The following is a 17,953-nucleotide window of genomic DNA, read 5'->3' on the forward strand; positions in this document are numbered from 1 at the left end:
TCACCTTTGTCGGGAACATGCACCGTTATTGCTGCCAGCCACTCACATGGATCAAAGACCTCAAAGTTTCGCTTTATCCCCGGATTTATTTTAGAATGGTAGATGATGCTCTGACCATCTTGGCTTATTTTTCTTTCACGCCCTCTATAGGCTGATAAGAATTTTGCTGAAAAGCTAATCGCGCAGGTCGAAAAAACTTGAACATCGAGCATCAGTAATTCTTATCAGCCTTCCCAATTTACCCTAACATCAAAATTCTCAGAATGGCTCACTCTACCTGCCGTTCAACGTAAGTAGGCCACCAAGGAAAAATCAGAGAAACTATTTAAGGCGGCAAAGAGGCTTTATCAATGAAATCGGTAATCAGTAATCGGTTCTCTTGGCCATTCTATGCTGGAAATAGGTCTCAGAAAACTGGTGAAACCCATTTCCCTGGGCCACAAAAAAGAGGTAGGAAACCGGCGCCGGATTTAAGGCGGCTTCAATAGAAGTTCGGCCTGGACTGCATATCGGCCCCGGGGGAAGCCCATGATGCAGGTAGGTATTGTAAGGAGACTTTATTTTTAGGTCATTGTAAGTAAGGTGAGGCTTGTGATACCCGAGGGCATAGAGGACGGTGACACAAGATTCAAGAGGCATCCCCTTTTTCAGCCGGTTGTGAAACACGGCTGAAATAAGCGGCTTTTCTTCTTCCTTTTGGACTTCTCTCTCAATAAGGGAGGCAAGGGTGATAACCGAATGTAAGGATGTGTTCCTCTCTTTAATCCTGCCCTGGTATTTAGCGCTTATTTCCTTGAAGCGATTGACCATGACCGTAATAATATCTTTCTCGTTTATTTTCTTTACTGTCTGGTAAGTACCAGGAAAGAGATACCCCTCCAGACTTTCTACCTTCAGCCCTAAAGAAAGGATAAAATCCCGGTCACAACAGAGTGAGAGAAATCTTTTGGAAGAGGCAAATCCTTTGGCCTGGAGCCTGTGGGCAATCTCCTTAAGATTATAACCTTCAGGGATAGTGAAAAAGTAAGTGATCATCTTCCCTTTGGTTAGGCAATCCAGGATTTCTCCGGTAGTCATTCGGTTATTAAATCTATATTTTCCTCCCTTAAGGCTGTTTTCAATACCTTTTAGTCTGGCTCTCAGAATAAAGTAGAGAGGATAATCGATAATACGGTGTGATTTCAGGAGGGAGGCAATTTGCCAGACCCCGGCCTGGCGAGGAATAGAGACGGTAGAGGAGGTATATGGCTGTTTCTTATGAGCCTCAGAGAGAATAACCATCAAGAGGAGCAATAAAATAGAGGCGGCCACCATCAGGCTTAAAACCTTGATTATACCTGCTCGTCGATTTTTCTCCATTGATACCTCATCCCTCTTTGGCCTGAGTGATCTCTCTGGCGAGAAATTGGGTCATCAGGAGGGTTCTTTGAATGATGCTGCCCCTATTTACCGCCTCGTGGGGCGTGTTGAGGTCCCGGGCCACCGGGCCGATGCCACAGATCACGGGAATCTCTGAGGGCACCAGGCCGCCTGCCGACTGCATCACGCTGGACTGCCGGTTCAGCGGTATATTCCATTCGCCGGCTACGGCTTCCAGGCGTTTGGCCAATAGAAGGCTTTCCCGCCGGCCGGGCATGGGCGGGCGGTCTGATATTTTCTCCAATTCGAGCCGGATGCCCTTTGGCCGGCCCAGGATTTCTCTTATCTTGGCCTCACAGTCATCCGCCCGGACCGGATCAAAATAACTCAGCACCAGCATTACCTTGAGCCGGTGAGGCACCCTCATCGGGAAGGCCTCCGTGCTTATGTCCACCGCGGCTAGGGCAAGGCGCTCCTCTCGGGACAAAAGGCCGCGGAGCAAAGAAAGCTTCTCAGCGAACCAGAGAACCACCTCAGTCGTCTTCTTTGGCTGCCCGATGCGTTGGGGCTTTCCTTCCGCCACTAAGCGGTAGGTCCTCCGGCCACGGCGCTGAACCCTGATATAATCAGGGGGACTTCCCGGCCGCAGGATGAATACCTGTTTCGCCTTTGAGGCCGCCGTCCGGATAATGTCGGCGCTGTAGCGGCAGTCCCTGCCTTCGTCCAGGTAATAGAGGACGCCGATCGGCAGCCGGTGGAGCAATTTACTATGCCTCAACGCCCTGAGGCTGAATTCCAGCATCACCAGGGGGGCACGGGAGATGCCGATCCCTTCCCCGTAGAACCATTCCGGTTCGAGGCGGAAGGCATAGGCGGGCGCATTAAGTTCCAGGGGGACGTCGATATGGCCGATGAAAAGCGTTCCCCCGGCCAAACCAGCCTCGGTCTCCCAGGTGTATACGGACCGGCTGTCAGTCAGTGATGTTACCGGCTTCATTTTAATCTCCCGCATACTATCATCGAGCCTGGAAATGGCCGTAGAGTTCCCAATCGGATCGGCCGTCCGGCTCGAGACCAGGCTCCATTCCTTCAGGCGTTTCTCCATCTGGTCGCGGCGTTGGGTAAGAAAAGTGAAGATGAGGGTTTCCGGATTACGTTCATTTGGGCTAATCTTCGGCGGAGACGGTGTGCCGAAATACCTGGCGCTGGCCACTTCGACCAGCCGGTTCAGCAGGGCCGGAAAATCGAGACCCACCCGCTCGGCGGCAATGACGTAGGAGCCATGTTCACCGAGGCTCGGCAGGCTGTTGATCTCAAGAAGGAACAGATTGCCCGCCGCGTCCAGACGCATATCCACCCGGGCCGTATCATAGCATCCAATGGCAGTAAAGGCCCGCCGGGCAAGTTCCCGGGCCTTTTCAGCCACGGCCTCGTCCAGCGGGGCCGGGCACAGCCATTGGATCTCCCGGCCGGATTTTCCTTTCTTGTCTTCAATGGTGTAGATGTTGGGACCACCCTCCCCGAAAACGATTTCGCAGGGCGGGAGAGTTTCGGGTGGATTATTCCCCAGAAGACCCACGTTGATCTCCCGGCCCTCGATATACTCTTCCACCAGGACCGGCTGACGAAAGGTATCGAAGATGTTTTGGGCGGCTTCCCTCAGCTCGGCCTCATTGTGGACCACCTTAAGGCCCATGGAGACGGCCTCGTTCTTGGGCTTAACGATCAGGGGATAGGTCAGGCCGGGCGCCGGGAACCCCGGGGCGTCAAGGACAGTGAAGTCTGGAGTGGGCAGGCCGTGCTGGCGGAAGATCATTTTGGCCACCACCTTGTCCAGGGCCAGAGAATGCGCCAGGGGACCGGAACCGATGTAGGGAATTCCTACCATCTCTAAGATACCCGGAACATGGGTGTAGCGGGCCTGTCCCTGGATGCCGTAGGAGAGGTTGAAGACCATGCCCGGCCGCTCCCCTTTAAGCACCCTCGGCATAAACTCCTCCAGCTTATGGATGATATCCTTATCACCTTCGAAGGCCTTAACCTGGTGCTTATGCTTTTTCAACCCATCGATAATCCGCTGAATGGATTTTTTTCCGTATTTCTCTCGGTTAGGCAGCCCAAACAGGTTGATCACCTTCTGGCTGTTACGGTTGTAGATAATGGCAATCTTCATTAGATTTTTCCTGGTAACTACTTAGGCTGAAGGCTGAAGCCTACAGCCTTCGGCAGAGCCGTCACGGCGGGGGTCGGCCACTCCCCAGCATTTGCCCAGCTCCTGTCCGGCCAGATGGAGCCCCCCCACGGAGAAGGCCCAGTCGTGATATGGTATGAGTTCAAATTTATGTTTTTTCAGAAGCTCCAAGGTCTGCGGCTTGAACCGGCCGGCTTCAAGAAAGACCCGGCTTTCCGGGGTGCAATGCAGTCTGGGCGCTTTTACGGCCTCAAAGGGGGATTGATTCAGCAGACGGACAATGACCTGGAATATGCCGGAAACCATGCGCTCTGAGCTGGTTGATCCGATGGCGTATCTAGGCCGACCGGCCTGAAATACTATAGTCGGGCAGGCATTTGACCGGGCGATTGCCCCGACGCGCAGAAAGTGGGGATGCCGCCTGTTTCTCAGTTTAAACCCTTTCAAGAAGCCGTTGTACAGAAAGCCGAGATCAGGCGCGGCTACCTTGGCGCCATAGGCTCGCTCAATGGACTGGGTAAGGGCGACCACGTTGCCGAACCGGTCGATAACATTAAGATGGGAAGTTTCGCCGCTTTCTTCCAGTTCAAACCGAAGTTTGGCCGCTGTTTTCCGGGCATAAGCCTTACCGGTAAGGTCAGGCGCCTTTTTCCCTGACCGGGTAAATTCTCCCAGGTTGTATTTTCGCCGGTCCCCGCGGGCGCGCTGGATTATGGCGGCAAACAGCAGGGCCGCTTCTGGGGAGTCAGGGTCGAAATCCGGCGGGACAAGCTTTTCAAAGAGATTCAGCATCTCAATGAGAACGACGCCCCCGCCGGGCGGCGGCATAGTGGCGATGGTCCAGTGGCCAAAGGTCGAGATCAGAGGCTCCCGCTCCCGTGGCCACGGTATCTTCTGAAGGTCGGCCGCCGTGATAAAACCGTTGTTTTTGGCCATGTCGGCCACGATGCCCTGGCCGATCTTTCCGGTATAAAAATCCTCAAACCCGGCTTCAGCCAATCTTCTTAAGGTATTGGCCATAACCGGCTGACGAAGGATGGTTCCGGGCGCCGGCGGGTTATCCTCCCCGCCGAATAAAAAGGCGGCGGCGTTGCCTTGGCATATCTGAGAACTATACTCTTTGAGCAACTTGGATTGCAAAGGCGTGATAACATATCCTTCTTCCGCCAGCCTGAGAGCGGGTTCAATAACCCGAGCAGGAGAGCATGTCCCGTAAACTTTGAGCGCATAACCAAGAACAGCCGGATTGGTCGGGACAGCCACGGCCTGATACCCTGATTTTCGCACCAGACCGGCTATCTTTTCATCATTGTATTGACTGGTCTTTTCAGGGTGCTGGCCTTTAAATTCCTCCGCCAGGGATAATAGCTTTTCCGGGGTGGCCGACAGGGGCGCCCGGCAGGGGCCTTCAAGAATAAAAGTCCTCTTCCGGTCGGCCAGATAAACTATCATCATGGCCATACCGCCCAGTCCTGAAGCGGCCGGTTCGACAACGCCGAGGGCCAGCGATGAAGCCACCGCCGCGTCAATGGCATTGCCGCCTTCGGAGAGAATTTCCACCCCCGCCTCAGTGGCCTTGTAGTGAGCGGTTACTACTATTCCCCAGGGAGAAGTCCCTTCCCATAAGGATGCATCTTCGCGAAGGTTCTGCCGCTCTGCCTGATCATAGTTCATCTTTCTAATTTCTCCCGTCATTGCTCGCTCCCACCCTCGGCGAAAAAGACTGGCCAATAATCAACCATCAACACTTGGAAAGAAAGGGGACTTCATTACCTAATAACGTGAATATGAAAACTCAAATCTACCAGAACAGATTGCCAATCAAGATGTTATGTGAGCCTGAGTACTTATTCGAGGCTACTAAATCTTGATAGAGGTAGTCTAATCAGGCAGACTATAGTTTAATGTTGGTATAATATGCTGACTGTTTGTTAACTGAGGCTGTTTCACCTAAACCACTGTAACCGTTGGTGTTAGTTTTCATATTCACGTTAATATGGTAACACTGTCCCCTTCTTTCCCCGGTAAGTTATTCCACTCTCTTAGATGGAGGCGCCTTTTCTTCTTCGGGCATCTTTATCCCCTCCACCCGAACATTAACTTCAACTACCTTCAGGCCGGTGAGAGATTCCACTCTGTTTTTAACGTTCTCCTGGATGTCTTTGACTACCTTAGGGATAACCGGGCCGTATTCAACAATGATAGCCAGATCAATAGCGGCCTCCTTTTTCCCAACCTCTACCTTGACCCCCTTACCGATCTGACTTCGACTGATGACCCTGGCAATACCGTCAACCACTCCTTCACTCATGCCGGCTACGCCGCGTACCTCAGAGGCAGCTAAACCAGCAAGGGCTCCCACTACTTCATCACTGATAGTAGCTGTTCCCAACTCAGATTTAATTTCATCAGGCACTTTAGATTCCTCCTTTCTTGACTCTTCTTGAGGCTCAGGCTTTTCAGCCCTTTTGCCTTCCTCTTTTTTCGGTCCTTTTTCAGGCCCGGACTTTTCAGCCACTTTAATCACCTCCTTTCAATGGTGGATCGCATATTAATAGGACCAACTTGGACAGTGGACGCTGTGGACTGGGTGGACAGTGTGGACGCTGTGGACTGGGTGGACAGTGTGGACGCTGTGGACGGGGTGGACAGTGTGGACGCTGTGGACGGGGTGGACAGTGTGGACGCTGTGGACGGGGTGGACAGTGTGGACGCTGTGGACTGGGTGGACAGTGTGGACGCTGTGGACTGGATGGACAGTGTGGACGCTGTGGACGGGGTGGACAGTGTGGACGCTGTGGACGGGGTGGACAGTGGAAGATGGACGGTGGACTCTGCCATCCGCCATCTGCCATCCGCCATCCGCCATCCGCCATCCGCCATCCGCCATCTGCCATCCACCATCCGCCATCCGCCATCTGCCATCCGCCATCTGCCATCCACCATCCGCCATCTGCCATCCACCATCCGCCATCTGCCATCCACCATCCACCATCCGCCATCCGCCATCTGCCATCCACCATCCACCATCCGCCATCTGCCCATCCACAATCCGCAATCCGCAATCCGGCATCGTTTCAAATCGCTACTTGAGAAGGGAGAGATCGGTTTACACTTTTTGTTCTCCAACCGGAACACAAAAAAGTCCCAAACTGGCTTTCAGAGCGGGAAAAGGCTGTTTATGTTTGCTGCACACATTGCCTAAAATTGCTAAAAGTGTAAAGCTGCTATTTCAGCATTTTGAAACGATGCCCGCAATCCGCAATCGGAATAATCCGCAATCCGCAATCGGAATAATCCGCAATCCAGCTTTAGTTTACCCTCTTTTGGGGAGGGGCTTCTTTTTCAATGTGGATTCCCTGGACATAGATATTTACTTCGACTACCGAGAGGCCGGTCATATCTTCTACCGCCCGTTTAACGGCTTGCTGTATCTGCCAGGCTACTTCCGGAATCCGGACGCCGTATTCGGCAATGATAAATATATCCAGGGCAGCCTCTCTCGTTCCTACCTCAACCTTGATCCCCTTCATTAATTGATCGCCGGTCAACCTCTTGGCCAGCCCGTCAATAATACCCGCGCTCATGCCGGCCACCCCTTTTACACCCTGAGTGGTTAAACCGGCTATGGTACCTACCACCTCGTTACTTAGCCGGATAGAGCCAAGATCATTTCGCTTCTTCTCTTCCATTTTTTAGTCCCTCCTTCCTATTCGTGTCCGTGTCCGCGGCAGTCTCAGAATAAACCACGGACACGGACAACGGCTATAGACTGTCTACCTATGGCGACGCTAGTGCCTTGTCAGATTTGATTTGATAGGTTGGTCTCTTGTAGAAGCAATCCCCCTCACCCTATCCTCTCCCCTCAGGGGAGAGGATTAAGGTAAGGGGTAAAAGAGGCTTTACCCGCAAATACTAACTTGACAAAGCACTAGGCTGTCTCCCTATGACGACGCTGGGCTGCGCCCGGATTTAAAACTTAAACCGGTATCCGGTATGCAGCCGGTTTATCTCAAAGAAATTCATATTCGTATACTCCACGAACAATTTCCCGTTCATGTATTCCCTTTCAGCGCCAAACAGCAAGTTGAAGGTAGCTTGAATGCCTTTAAGGTCCTCTGGCGCCTCAGTAAAGGCTAGCACTCCCAATCCGGCGCCAAGGTAAGGACGGATAGGCTCAAATCTGTGCGTGGATAAAGGAATCCTTCCATTCAGGCTTAATTGATAGGAGGTGGTGCTGCCCCCGAAGCCCAGAGTAAATTCGGGGATCACCTGAACACTTCCCCCAAGGATTGAACCGTAGTCTCCCCTTATTCCAAGAAGGAACTGAGCCGGATCAGGATTCAGATTAACACCTATCAGAAAGGACGCCCCTTCAAGGCCGCGCCGTCCGGAAATTTCTTTTTCCGCCGGCCGCCGGCCAGGGGCTTTCTCTTCCTCTGGAGCAATGGGGGGCATGGCTTCTGCCTCCCCGAGCAATTGGCCTATTTGATCCAGTTGTTCTTCAATTGATTGCAACTTGGACATCAAGGCTTGATCTTCCGCCCTAACGGCAGGGGTTTCTAATTGTTTCGCCGCCGGATACTCCCTGGCTCTTTGTTCTTCCACCTGTCGGGAAAGGCCTTCCAATTTGCCTTCCAAACGCTCCATGGCCTGAGATTCCCTGGCCTCTTGCTCTTCAACGGCTTTCAGCCTGGCCTGCTCTTCCAGCCGGCGAGAAAGGCCTTCTATTTTCTCTTCTAAACGCTCCAGGACCGGAAACTCGCCGGCTTTTTGCGGAGGCTGCTCAGGGCGTTGTTGAACATCGAACACGAAGCTTCCTTCCGGAGGAAAGTTCTGGATGCTGACCCCGCTCGGTTTTCCGTAACGGATGTATAACTCGCCCTCTTTAGGCACCGGGATGGTTATTGTCTGACTGCTGAGAAAAGAGCCTGGCGCTTCTTTGTATTCTTTGACTTTTTCCGAAGGCAGAGGCAAAGGGATTACAGGGTGTGAATCAATAGCTATTTTCGGCTGTGATCTTTCCACGGCCAAAGCATCTTCCAACTCAGCCGCTTGACGGCGAAGGGCTTCCATTTCTTCTAAATACCGACTTCGCTGACGTTCCAACTCTGTCTCCATTGTTTCCCGGCGGACAATGGCGGGTTTATCAGTCCTGCCGCCAAAGGAGAAGCTGAGGCCGATGGAATACATTGGGCTGCCATAGACCTCTTCCGGACTGACAAACTCATCTTCCTCACGGTCCATAAGAATTGTCCGGACAGAACCCTGCAGCCGGATCGATCTTATCATGGCCAGGTCCAAGCCTACCCCAGCAGTGACAAAAGGCTGAGACTTAGGCGTGATCCCTGAAGATGTCTGATAACCATCAAGGACATCAAGATAACCACCGCCAATGGTTAAGAAGGGAATGACCCCTTCCCCTTTGTTCAACTTAAAATTCATTTCACCGCCAAACATCTGGATTTTATCGGAATTTACCGCCGCCTTCTCGCCGTCCTTTACGCCTCGCCAATAAAAGCCCCTGAACCCGACGAAAGGCCCAAAGCCCAGATCGGCATCAAACCCGACCAGCTTTTGGGATTCCGGAAAGGGGAGGGCTTCATGAAACTCCAGTTGCCCATAAAAGGGGGTAAGCTGGAGATTCAAGCCCCGAAAGCCGCTTGAAAACTGTTCTTCCAGCTCGCGATCAAGCTCGCTCATTTCTCCCGGAGGGCGGCCGCCGAGATATGTCCCGATACCCAGACGCAGACCCCAATTGTGGGTTCGTATCCTTTCAAAGTCTGCGGCTTGAAGACCGGCCCCAGTCAGATCATCACTGGAAAGCAAGGCGGTGGCCGGATTATAGCGGTAGGAGAAATTCTCCCCTTCCAGGGTCAGGTTAAGGCGCTCATTAAGGGCGAATTTAAGCCCTGCTCCGCCTGACCAATAAATGCTCTCACTCCTTTCCAGATCATCGGGGGTAAATCGCATAACACCCGCCCCCACGGTTACAAAGGGTGAAATCCTGCCCCGGCTGAAATTAAACTTGAGCGCTGTGCCTAATTGCTCTGACTTTACCTCACGGGTGGGAAGCAGGGCCAGTTTTGATGCCTCCAGCCCGGGGAAATCACTGAAGTCGGTTTCAAAGTCGCTGCCAAGTAGATAACGGCCGCTCAACTCTATATATTGACCAAATCCCAGTCCAAGATGACCGCCCCAAAGCACGCCGTCCTTAAGGCCGGCCTCATCTTCCCAGAAGGTGTTTCCAACGGCGGGGGTCAAGCTGTAGCTGAGGCCAGTGACTTGAGCCACCACAGTCCATGGGGTAATGACCAGAGAGATGAGCATCGCCATGGTGAAGAAGATTGACTTGTTTTTTAGAGATTGATGGAATCTCATCCTTTTTTCTCCTTTCAGTTATTTGCCCCAATAAATTGGGTCTTCTACCTTGCATCTGCGGATTTTTCCGTTATTTCATATAGAGACCTCACCTCCTCGATGCTCGATCCTTGAGCCTCTCAGTCCCCGGCCAATTCAAGGCCAGTTTCAGTCATCCGTTTCTGCACTAGGGCCAGTAAGCGCGGCCGCATCTCGACCGCCTTACCGAATCTGGCCTTGGCATTAAGTGTCAGTTCCGTATACTGTCCTATCTGACCGGATTCACTGATCACCTTCCACGGCTCCAGGAGGTCGGGGAGCAACGCTACGGCTTCCTTCCCCAGTTCCTCCAGGAGCGGCAAGACCTGTTCCAGATCAGCCGCCTTGAGCTTCAACTTGATATCCGCAGTGGAATAGCGCCCCCGGCTGAAGTTACGCACCAGGCGCACATCGCCATTGGGCACGATATAAAGTTCTCCGCTGGGAGCACGCAGCCGAGTGGCCCGCAGGTTTACCTCCTCAATGACGCCCTCCACCTCCCGTATTTCCACTTTTTCTCCGACGGCGTAGGTGTCTTCAAAGAGGATGCTGATACCGGCTAGAAAATCGCTGACCAGCGGACGCGCCGCCAGGCCGAAGGCGGCGGTGAAAAGCCCCACTATCCACACTACGGTATCCGCCTCTACAAAGTGCCCCATCGTGATCAGCGTAGCCAGGATAAAAGCAGTCATACTAATAGTGCTGGAGATAACACCCTGCAGGGTTGCCTGACGTTCAGGCCGCTGCTTGCGGCCGCGTGGTGTAAAGCGGCCTACACGTATAATCCGGCCCGCCATCCGCCGGGCGAAACGATGAATAACCCAGGCCAGGAAATAAAATACTCCAATCCAGACCGCCAGACCCCACCAGGTGTCTTTAGTGAACACAGTTGATAGTTGATTAAGCATCATCTTTCCATCCTGTCCGAGGAGCAAGACCTCATCCCCTTATCCCCCTATTTCCCAGGCGCCGAGAACGGTGAGGTAAGCAGGTCCTCTTTAGCCGCCATCAGGTCGTTCTCACCCTCTATTTTATGCCAATAGCCTTCCTTGAGGGGGACAGCCTTTATTTGCCTTTTTTGAGCCAGAATCTTTACTCCATCCATCCAATCTAAACCGCCTCTCGATTCTACCCCAGTCAAGGCCTCAAAGATATCGTGGGTGAAGCAAAATAAACCTGTTTCAACCAGGTTGTAATCCACCAGATTTCGATCTATCTGGATCACATATCCCTGGGGGTCTACCTTTACTTTGACGGCTCGATTAAGATTCGGCCAACTCTTAGGCGGCGCGTTTCCGCCCAGGACAGAGATGCCTTGGGGTTTAGAAGCCAGAAAGGCTTTAACAGTCTGGTGGTAGAAGAGACAATTAGCGGTGGTAAAAAGAAATTGCTCCTCCCCTTCCAGCAACTCCCTGGCCTTCAATATCAATGAGACGGCATTCCCTCCTTTGAGGTAGGCATATTTTATCGGACAGCCGTATTTCTCATCGTGCATATAGGCCCTGACAATCTCTTTTTTGGGATCGGAAGTGATGACGATCTCCGTCACTCCACCCCCTTTGAGAGAAAGAACGAGCCGGTCAAGGAGCCTAATTCCCACAAGCTTAGTAGAACCCACAATAGAGTTTCTCCCCTCTTTATACTCACTTAGAATTAGGGCCTTCACTCTCTCCCTCCTTTAGTTTCTTAGGCTGAAGACTGAAGGCTTTTAGGGACGGCCTTCAGTCTTCAGTCTTCAGTCTTTCATTGCTTAAAATCTCCCAGTTTAATGAACTTTAAAAAGATGGGGCTGTGATTGGGAAATACCCCTTCTGAGGCGGCCCGCACGTCTTCGATAGAATAAAAGGCCTTGGGATTAAAGTGTTCAATCATACCGATAACTTCTGGTAAATCCCCGCGTTTTATCACGGTAAATATAATCTTCACCGGCCCCATATTTCCTCTACCGTCGATTACCGTTACCCCGTAGTCCTTTTCTCTTAGGGATTGAATTAAATTTGTGGCCTCAAAATGAGTGATAATACGTATTACCCGCAGTCCCAGGGCTAATTTATGTTCAATAAATATACCGACATAGGAGCCGGTGGCAAATCCGCTGGCATAGGCAAGATAGCATACCGGATTATTTAAATGACTAAATATCTGCCGGATGGCCATCAGCCAGATCAGGATTTCAAAGAAGCTTAAGACGACCGTTAATTTTCTTCCCCCCCGGGCTAAAAAGATGATCCGCATCGTGCCCAAAGAAACATCAACCACCCGCGCTATAAAAATAAGCAGTGGCAAAATAACCCAATTGAATAAAAATGAATCCCACCACATTCTTCGATTATCAGCCTTTGAACTGAAGGCTGAAGGCCTTTAGGGACGGTCTTCAGTCTTCAGCCTTCAGTCTTCAGCCTTCAGTCTATTCTTCCACACATTTCAGGGAACAATAAGGCTTGCCTTTCCTCCAGAGGGCTTTCTTTTTGATCTTCCTGCCGCAAGAAACACATTGGTTCGTCTTTGTTTCTCTTTTCAAACTTTCCGACCTTATTTCTTCGTCTCCCCTGTGTTTATCTTGTCGAACAGCCATCGATGGTAACCTCCATTTTATTTAATCCGGGATACCGTCCCTTCTTCTTTCCGGCCGTTTAATCGTTGTTCAGCCTCTTGTAAGATAGCCCCGATCATTTCAGGATAGGATATGGCGGCAACTTGGGCCATCTTGGCCAGATGGCCATCCCAGCACCAGCCAGGATTGGGATTCACTTCAAGCAGCTTCGGCGTGCCTTTGGAATCAAGCCTCCAGTCAAAGCGGCAGTAATCCCGGCACTCCAGCCTCTCAAACAACTTAAAGCAGCATTCCACAATGAATTTCTCCGTATCATCCGCTAACTGGGCAGACACAGATTTGATGTTACAGTAAGGTGAATCCGGCAGCCACTTAGCCTCATATCCGCATATCTTAGGAAGCTCCGGGGGAAGCGCTGAGTAATCCTCCTCGATCACGGGCAAGAGTGAGTAAGATTCAGGCGGATTTCCTATTATCCCTACGCTTAAGTCTTTTCCGGTGAGGAATTCCTCGACCAGGATGGGTTTGTCATAGCCGAATTTTTCCCTCATTTCTGAAATAGCATTGACCAGCTCCTCGATACTGTTGGCTACGCTTCTTTGGGTTATCCCAAAACTGGAGTCTCCAAAGTTGGGCTTGACAATTATAGGGAAATCAAAGGGCAGATCAAAGGTTGTATCTTCGGGCTTGATAAAGAAGGCTTCCGGCACAGGAATCTCCATCTCCTTGGCAATGCCCCGCACCAGTGATTTGTCATAACAAAAGGCCAGACACTGCGGCCCCGAGCCAGTATAGGGAATGCCGAACATTTCCAGCAAAGAGGGGACATGAAGCTCTTTGCTGGCCTCGTTGTTATAACCCTCATCGCAGAGATTTAAGACAAGATCTACTTCGCCTTTAAGTTTCAACAGGTCATGAAACAAGGTATCGTGATTATTAAGATATGTAAAATGGTAGCCTTTCAGTTCCCTTAAGGCCCCTTTCAACTGGTCAATGGTATAAAGATCGTCATCATCAAAGACGCACAATGGCTTCAAGGGATCAGGTTTTGAGGGGTCGCCTAAGATGACGGCTATATTTCTTATTTTCACTTTTTTCTTCTTAAGGGGCGTCCATTCCTTTCTGACCACGGCTGTTATGATGAGGCGTTTTTCCATCATCCCCAGGTCCTGGTTCCGCTGCGAATCAGTGGATATTTCTCCATGAATGGTAATATCGCCGAAGCCCGCTCTTTTCAATAATTCGCCTATGCTCTTCCGGGTGTAAAGCCTTTCGGCATAAAATTGATCCGCAATAACACCTTTTTCTACATGGGTAACCACTTCACGGGAGATCAACCGGTCTTCAGCCAATGACAGGGAACGCTCCCGGCAGACAAACCGCTTTTTATCCACCCATTCCCATGAGCGGGGCTGAAAGTTTTGTTTTAGGTATTCCCCATCAGAGACATCGATAAGAAGCCGTCCCCAGGGCTTAAGAACCCTGGAAACCTCTTTCAGAACCCTCATGTCATCCTGAATCGTTTCAAAATATCCGAAGCTGTTGCCCAAGATCATAACCACATCAAAGGTATCCGGCGGATAAAGGGGTTTTCTGGCATCTCCTTCTCTGAATCTAAGATTCAACATCTCTTTCTTCGCCCGTAATCTTGCCTTTTGGATCAGGTAGTGGGAGCGATCCAGCCCCTCAATATTGCCGAATCCGCGCCCGGCCAGTTCAAGGCAATGACGACCCTGTCCACAGCAAAGATCCAGGATTTTATCTTCCGGTGACAACCTGAGAATCTTTGAAAATAACTCAACCTCCTTGGTCGTGATTTGCTGGTCATCCACCACATCAGCGTCTGTTTTCAAGTAGGTTGAATTAAAGATCTGGCGCCACCAATCGGGCTGGATATGCTCCTCTAAGTTAGATACCGGCCCGAGGGGTCTGGCCCCCCTAAAATCCCTCTTTTTGGTGATCAGAGGATAGCATTTAGCCGTTTTTTCTTTCATTTTTCCACCTTCTTACTCGATGGTTAGGCAAAAAGTCGAATGTGGCTTTGGTTCCCTTGAGACTTTTCGCCGGATCATCTTAATACATATCCTCACCGTAGCCACCGCCGGGAGGCATAGTAGCTTTCTTCTTTTCAGGGATATCGGTCACCAGGCAGTCGGTGGTCAGCATCAGAGCGGCAATAGAGGCGGCATTCTGAAGGGCCGACCGGGTTACCTTGGCCGGATCAAGCACCCCCGCTTTAGTTAGATCCTTGAACTCCATCTCGGCGGCATCATAGCCAAAGTTATAGTCGGCATTAGCCCTGACCTTCTCCACTATTACCGAACCTTCCAGCCCTGCATTTTTCACTATCTGACGAATAGGCTCTTCCAAGGACCTGCGAACAATATTGGCCCCAATCCTTTCATCACCCTCAAGCTCAAGCTTGTCTATGACACTTTGGGCCCGGAGCAGGACTACCCCGCCGCCAGGAATAATCCCTTCTTCTACCGCGGCCCTGATAGCATGCAAGGCATCTTCCACCCTGGCCTTCTTCTCCTTCATCTCTGTCTCGGTGGCCGCTCCTATATTGAGAACAGCCACGCCACCGGCCAGCTTGGCCAGCCTCTCCTGAAGCTTCTCCCGGTCATAGTCGGATTTGGGTTCCTCAATCTGAAGCTTAATCTGGGATATCCGGCCTTCAATGTCTTTCTTGTGGCCGGCTCCTTCCACAATGATGGTGTTTTCCTTGTCGATGGTTACCTTCTTGGCCCGGCCAAGGTCTTCTATCTTGATTTTCTCTAACTTAATCCCCAGGTCCTCGGTAATGACCCGGCCGCCGGTCAGGATAGCGATATCCTCCATCATGGCCTTGCGTCGATCACCAAACCCCGGGGCCTTGACCGCCGCACATTTCAGAGTCCCCCGCACCTTGTTGACCACCAGCGTGGCCAGGGCCTCACCCTCAACATCCTCCGCAATAATGAGAAAGGACTTACCCATCTGGACGATCCTTTCCAGTAGGGGGATTAAATTCTTCATTATCGAGATCTTTTTCTCGTGGACAAGGATACAAGGCTCCTCCAGCACGGCTTCCATTTTCTCGGCATTAGTAATAAAATAAGGGGAGATATACCCTTTGTCGAACTGCATACCCTCGACTATATCGAGGTTAGTAAGCATAGTCTTGGATTCCTCGACCGTGATAACTCCATCCTTACCCACCTTCTCCATAGCCTCAGCCAGCAGATCGCCGATGTCCCGGTCCATATGAGCGGAGATGGTGGCGATATCGGATATCTGTCTTTTATCGGTTACCTTCTCTGATTTAGCCGCGATCTCATGGCATACGGCGGCCACGGCCTTCTCTATGCCCCTCTTCATGGCCATAGGATCAGAGCCGGCCGTAATGTTTTTAACCCCCCCCGAAAGATGGCCTGGGCTAAGATGGTGGCGGTGGTGGTCCCGTCACCAGCCACATCCGAGGTCTTAGAAGCGATCTCTTTGACCATCCGGGCGCCCATATTCTCATAAGGGTCTTCCAGTTCTATCTCTTTAGCCACGGTTACTCCGTCACAGGTAATCGTCGGCGAGCCCCACTTTTTGTCCAGAACCACGTTTAGACCCCTTGGCCCCAGGGTGGTCTTAACGGCTTGGGCTAAGGTATCCACCCCACACAGGACAGCCCGGCGGGCCTCTTCATCGAAAAGCAATTGTTTGGCCATTATTTTTTACCCCCTGTTTTGAATTATTCAATAATACCCAGGATGTCATCCTGGTGCATAATAAGATATTCTTCACCTTCCAGCTTGATCTCAGTTCCGGAATATTTCCCAAAGAGGACCCGGTCATCCGCCTTGACTTCCATAAGGATCCGCTCACCCTTATCATTGAACTTCCCGCTGCCGACCGCAATGACTTTCCCCTCCTGGGGTTTTTCCTTAGCCGTGTCGGGAATGATGAGTCCCCCTTTGGTTCGCTCCTCTTCTTCAACCCGCTGGACAATGATCCGGTCACTTAAAGGTCTGATCTTCATTTTACTCCTCCCCTCCTTTCTTTTTTGAATATAGCCCAAGCGTCTCGTCTCTGCTCATATTCACAGCCGGCACGGCTATATGCTCAGTTTACCGGTTTTTGGGATAGGTTCTTAATAGCCCACAGATGGCACGGATTCAACAGATGCTCGCTGATTTTATCCGTGTCAATCCGTTTCATCCGTGCAATCCGTGTGCTATTATTTGTAATCTGTGTGCCTTAGTGGCTGAATAGTTACCCTTGAACAACGAGAAACACCATATAACTTACATATAAAATGACGAATACAATACCTTCCCATCTACCCAACAGATGCCTTCTCCCGATGAACATACAGACAAACAGAAGCATATTGGCCAGGATCACTACCCCGATGTCTATGTTGTTCCTTGCCTGAAAAGGGATGGGCTTGATAATCGAACTTATCCCTAAGACAAAGAAGATATTAAAGATACTTGAGCCGACCACATTGCCTACCGCTATCTCGGCATTCTTCTTATAGGCCGCTACCGCCGAGGTGGCCAATTCAGGAAGAGATGTGCCTACAGCGACTATAGTCAGGCCAATGAGGGATTGACTCACACCCAGGCCTGAGGCTAAATGCACGGCCCCATCAACAATCCATTGGCCGCCGAGGATTAAGCCGATTAATCCTAAGATAACAAGTAATACTGACTTTACCGGCTCATACAGTTTAGCGGTCAGGTGTTCCTCTATCCTTGCGGGGAGGCCGAATGAATAATACATAAATATGACAAAGAATGAAATGAAGACCAGGCCGTCTATTCTCGTCAGGGCAGAAGAGCCGCTTCTGTCTATCCATTGGTCATTGGCCATGACCCCTAAAAGAACGGAGGCTAAAAGGCTTAAGGGAATCTCTTTCCAGACAGTGCCTTTGGTAATGCCTAAAGGAAAGATTATTGACGAGACCCCTAAGATGAAAAGGATATTGACAATGTTGCTCCCCAGGATATTACCGATGGCGATATCAGCATTCCCTTTAAGGCTGGCCATGATATTCACAAACAATTCAGGGGTTGAGGTGCCAAAGGCCACCATCGTCAACCCGATAACCAGATCAGAGACCTTCAGTCTCCTGGCTATAGCTGAGGCTCCCTCAACCAGGAAATCCGCTCCTTTGATGAGCAATATGAATCCGATAATGAGTAATATATAGGGCATCATATCTTACCCGTGTCCGTTGTCCCTCGCCGTTTTCGGCCTTTTATTCTATCTACTCAAAATCAAGTTAAAAAAGTAAGCTCATTACAGATTATAGCGCTATGGGTTAAGTTTCATCTCCTTTTGTGCCGACAGCGTCGGCATAAGAGCTTCCCCTCCCTTGATGGGCTTATCCTTACCCACAAATTGGGTAAAAGGATGGGGTAAACAAGAGCCTGCCTTGATGAAAATCAAGGATAAACCACGAAGAGCACGAA

The 17,953-nt window shown here is 50.9% G+C and carries 16 protein-coding genes and 1 pseudogene; 1 reads left to right on the forward strand and 16 read right to left on the reverse strand.

Features of this window, described 5'->3' with window-relative positions; all coding sequences use genetic code 11:
- The 6 genes from AB1797_06485 to AB1797_06510 all read right to left on the reverse strand — a co-directional run.
- A partial coding sequence (locus AB1797_06485) for a hypothetical protein (GenBank protein MEW5767262.1) occupies positions 1–212 on the reverse strand: 212 nt, incomplete at its 3' end.
- 151 nt (positions 213–363) lie between these two features.
- Positions 364–1,359 carry an endolytic transglycosylase MltG gene (gene mltG, locus AB1797_06490; protein ID MEW5767263.1) on the reverse strand — a complete coding sequence of 332 codons (996 nt, stop codon included), beginning with the start codon at positions 1,357–1,359 and terminating at the stop codon, positions 364–366.
- A gap of 7 nt (positions 1,360–1,366) precedes the next feature.
- On the reverse strand, positions 1,367–3,532 hold the full coding sequence (locus AB1797_06495; protein MEW5767264.1) for an ATP-grasp domain-containing protein: 2,166 nt from the start codon (positions 3,530–3,532) through the stop codon (positions 1,367–1,369).
- Between the two features lie 21 nt (positions 3,533–3,553).
- On the reverse strand, positions 3,554–5,224 hold the full coding sequence (locus tag AB1797_06500; GenBank protein MEW5767265.1) for a gamma-glutamyltransferase: 1,671 nt from the start codon (positions 5,222–5,224) through the stop codon (positions 3,554–3,556).
- A 355-nt stretch (positions 5,225–5,579) separates the two neighbouring features.
- A complete protein-coding gene (locus AB1797_06505; protein MEW5767266.1) occupies positions 5,580–5,966 on the reverse strand; it encodes an Asp23/Gls24 family envelope stress response protein in 387 nt (128 codons plus the stop codon).
- Positions 5,967–6,101: 135 nt separating this feature from the next.
- Positions 6,102–6,419 (reverse strand): DUF4573 domain-containing protein, encoded by a 318-nt coding sequence (locus AB1797_06510; protein ID MEW5767267.1) that lies wholly within the window; start codon positions 6,417–6,419, stop codon positions 6,102–6,104.
- On the opposite strand from AB1797_06510, the gene AB1797_06515 reads away from it, so the two are divergent.
- Positions 6,378–6,755: a hypothetical protein gene (locus AB1797_06515; protein ID MEW5767268.1), complete on the forward strand. Its 378-nt coding sequence runs from the start codon at positions 6,378–6,380 to the stop codon at positions 6,753–6,755. The genes AB1797_06510 and AB1797_06515 overlap by 42 nt on opposite strands.
- Positions 6,756–6,861: 106 nt before the next feature.
- Here the strand turns inward: AB1797_06515 and AB1797_06520 are convergent, their stop codons facing one another.
- The 10 genes and pseudogenes from AB1797_06520 to AB1797_06565 form a co-directional block, all read right to left on the reverse strand.
- Positions 6,862–7,242, reverse strand: coding sequence for an Asp23/Gls24 family envelope stress response protein (locus tag AB1797_06520; protein MEW5767269.1), 381 nt, complete (start codon positions 7,240–7,242; stop codon positions 6,862–6,864).
- Between the two features lie 280 nt (positions 7,243–7,522).
- Positions 7,523–9,931: an outer membrane beta-barrel protein gene (locus tag AB1797_06525; GenBank protein MEW5767270.1), complete on the reverse strand. Its 2,409-nt coding sequence runs from the start codon at positions 9,929–9,931 to the stop codon at positions 7,523–7,525.
- A 119-nt stretch (positions 9,932–10,050) separates the two neighbouring features.
- Complete coding sequence (locus tag AB1797_06530) at positions 10,051–10,860, reverse strand: mechanosensitive ion channel family protein (protein MEW5767271.1); 810 nt, start codon at positions 10,858–10,860, stop codon at positions 10,051–10,053.
- A 44-nt stretch (positions 10,861–10,904) separates the two neighbouring features.
- The gene (locus tag AB1797_06535; protein MEW5767272.1) at positions 10,905–11,615 is read right to left on the reverse strand and encodes a hypothetical protein; all 711 of its coding nucleotides are present in this window, start codon (positions 11,613–11,615) and stop codon (positions 10,905–10,907) included.
- Positions 11,616–11,692: 77 nt separating this feature from the next.
- A complete protein-coding gene (locus tag AB1797_06540) occupies positions 11,693–12,271 on the reverse strand; it encodes a DUF2179 domain-containing protein (protein ID MEW5767273.1) in 579 nt (192 codons plus the stop codon).
- An 85-nt stretch (positions 12,272–12,356) separates the two neighbouring features.
- On the reverse strand, positions 12,357–12,524 hold the full coding sequence (locus tag AB1797_06545; GenBank protein ID MEW5767274.1) for a hypothetical protein: 168 nt from the start codon (positions 12,522–12,524) through the stop codon (positions 12,357–12,359).
- Positions 12,525–12,541: 17 nt separating this feature from the next.
- A complete protein-coding gene (locus AB1797_06550) occupies positions 12,542–14,497 on the reverse strand; it encodes a methyltransferase domain-containing protein (protein MEW5767275.1) in 1,956 nt (651 codons plus the stop codon).
- Between the two features lie 79 nt (positions 14,498–14,576).
- Positions 14,577–16,204 (reverse strand): annotated as a pseudogene (gene groL, locus AB1797_06555) (chaperonin GroEL).
- A 23-nt stretch (positions 16,205–16,227) separates the two neighbouring features.
- Positions 16,228–16,515 (reverse strand): co-chaperone GroES, encoded by a 288-nt coding sequence (gene groES / locus AB1797_06560; GenBank protein MEW5767276.1) that lies wholly within the window; start codon positions 16,513–16,515, stop codon positions 16,228–16,230.
- Between the two features lie 233 nt (positions 16,516–16,748).
- Positions 16,749–17,699, reverse strand: coding sequence for a calcium/sodium antiporter (locus AB1797_06565; protein MEW5767277.1), 951 nt, complete (start codon positions 17,697–17,699; stop codon positions 16,749–16,751).
- Positions 17,700–17,953 lie beyond the last annotated feature (254 nt).

The organism is bacterium, from assembly GCA_040753085.1.
Classification (GTDB): Bacteria; UBA9089; JASEGY01; order JASEGY01; family JASEGY01; genus JASEGY01.

What these genes read in the sequence shown, in the direction of transcription:
- mltG (MEW5767263.1), bottom strand. Translation starts at nt 1,359, where the DNA reads ATGGAGAAAAATCGACGAGCAGGTATAATCAAGGTTTTAAGCCTGATG.
- AB1797_06550 (MEW5767275.1), bottom strand. Translation starts at nt 14,497, where the DNA reads ATGAAAGAAAAAACGGCTAAATGCTATCCTCTGATCACCAAAAAGAGG.
- AB1797_06540 (MEW5767273.1), bottom strand. Translation starts at nt 12,271, where the DNA reads ATGTGGTGGGATTCATTTTTATTCAATTGGGTTATTTTGCCACTGCTT.
- AB1797_06520 (MEW5767269.1), bottom strand. Translation starts at nt 7,242, where the DNA reads ATGGAAGAGAAGAAGCGAAATGATCTTGGCTCTATCCGGCTAAGTAAC.
- AB1797_06530 (MEW5767271.1), bottom strand. Translation starts at nt 10,860, where the DNA reads ATGATGCTTAATCAACTATCAACTGTGTTCACTAAAGACACCTGGTGG.
- AB1797_06545 (MEW5767274.1), bottom strand. Translation starts at nt 12,524, where the DNA reads ATGGCTGTTCGACAAGATAAACACAGGGGAGACGAAGAAATAAGGTCG.
- AB1797_06565 (MEW5767277.1), bottom strand. Translation starts at nt 17,699, where the DNA reads ATGATGCCCTATATATTACTCATTATCGGATTCATATTGCTCATCAAA.
- AB1797_06500 (MEW5767265.1), bottom strand. Translation starts at nt 5,224, where the DNA reads ATGAACTATGATCAGGCAGAGCGGCAGAACCTTCGCGAAGATGCATCC.
- groES (MEW5767276.1), bottom strand. Translation starts at nt 16,515, where the DNA reads ATGAAGATCAGACCTTTAAGTGACCGGATCATTGTCCAGCGGGTTGAA.
- AB1797_06495 (MEW5767264.1), bottom strand. Translation starts at nt 3,532, where the DNA reads ATGAAGATTGCCATTATCTACAACCGTAACAGCCAGAAGGTGATCAAC.
- AB1797_06510 (MEW5767267.1), bottom strand. Translation starts at nt 6,419, where the DNA reads ATGGCGGATGGCGGATGGCAGATGGCGGATGGCAGAGTCCACCGTCCA.
- AB1797_06525 (MEW5767270.1), bottom strand. Translation starts at nt 9,931, where the DNA reads ATGAGATTCCATCAATCTCTAAAAAACAAGTCAATCTTCTTCACCATG.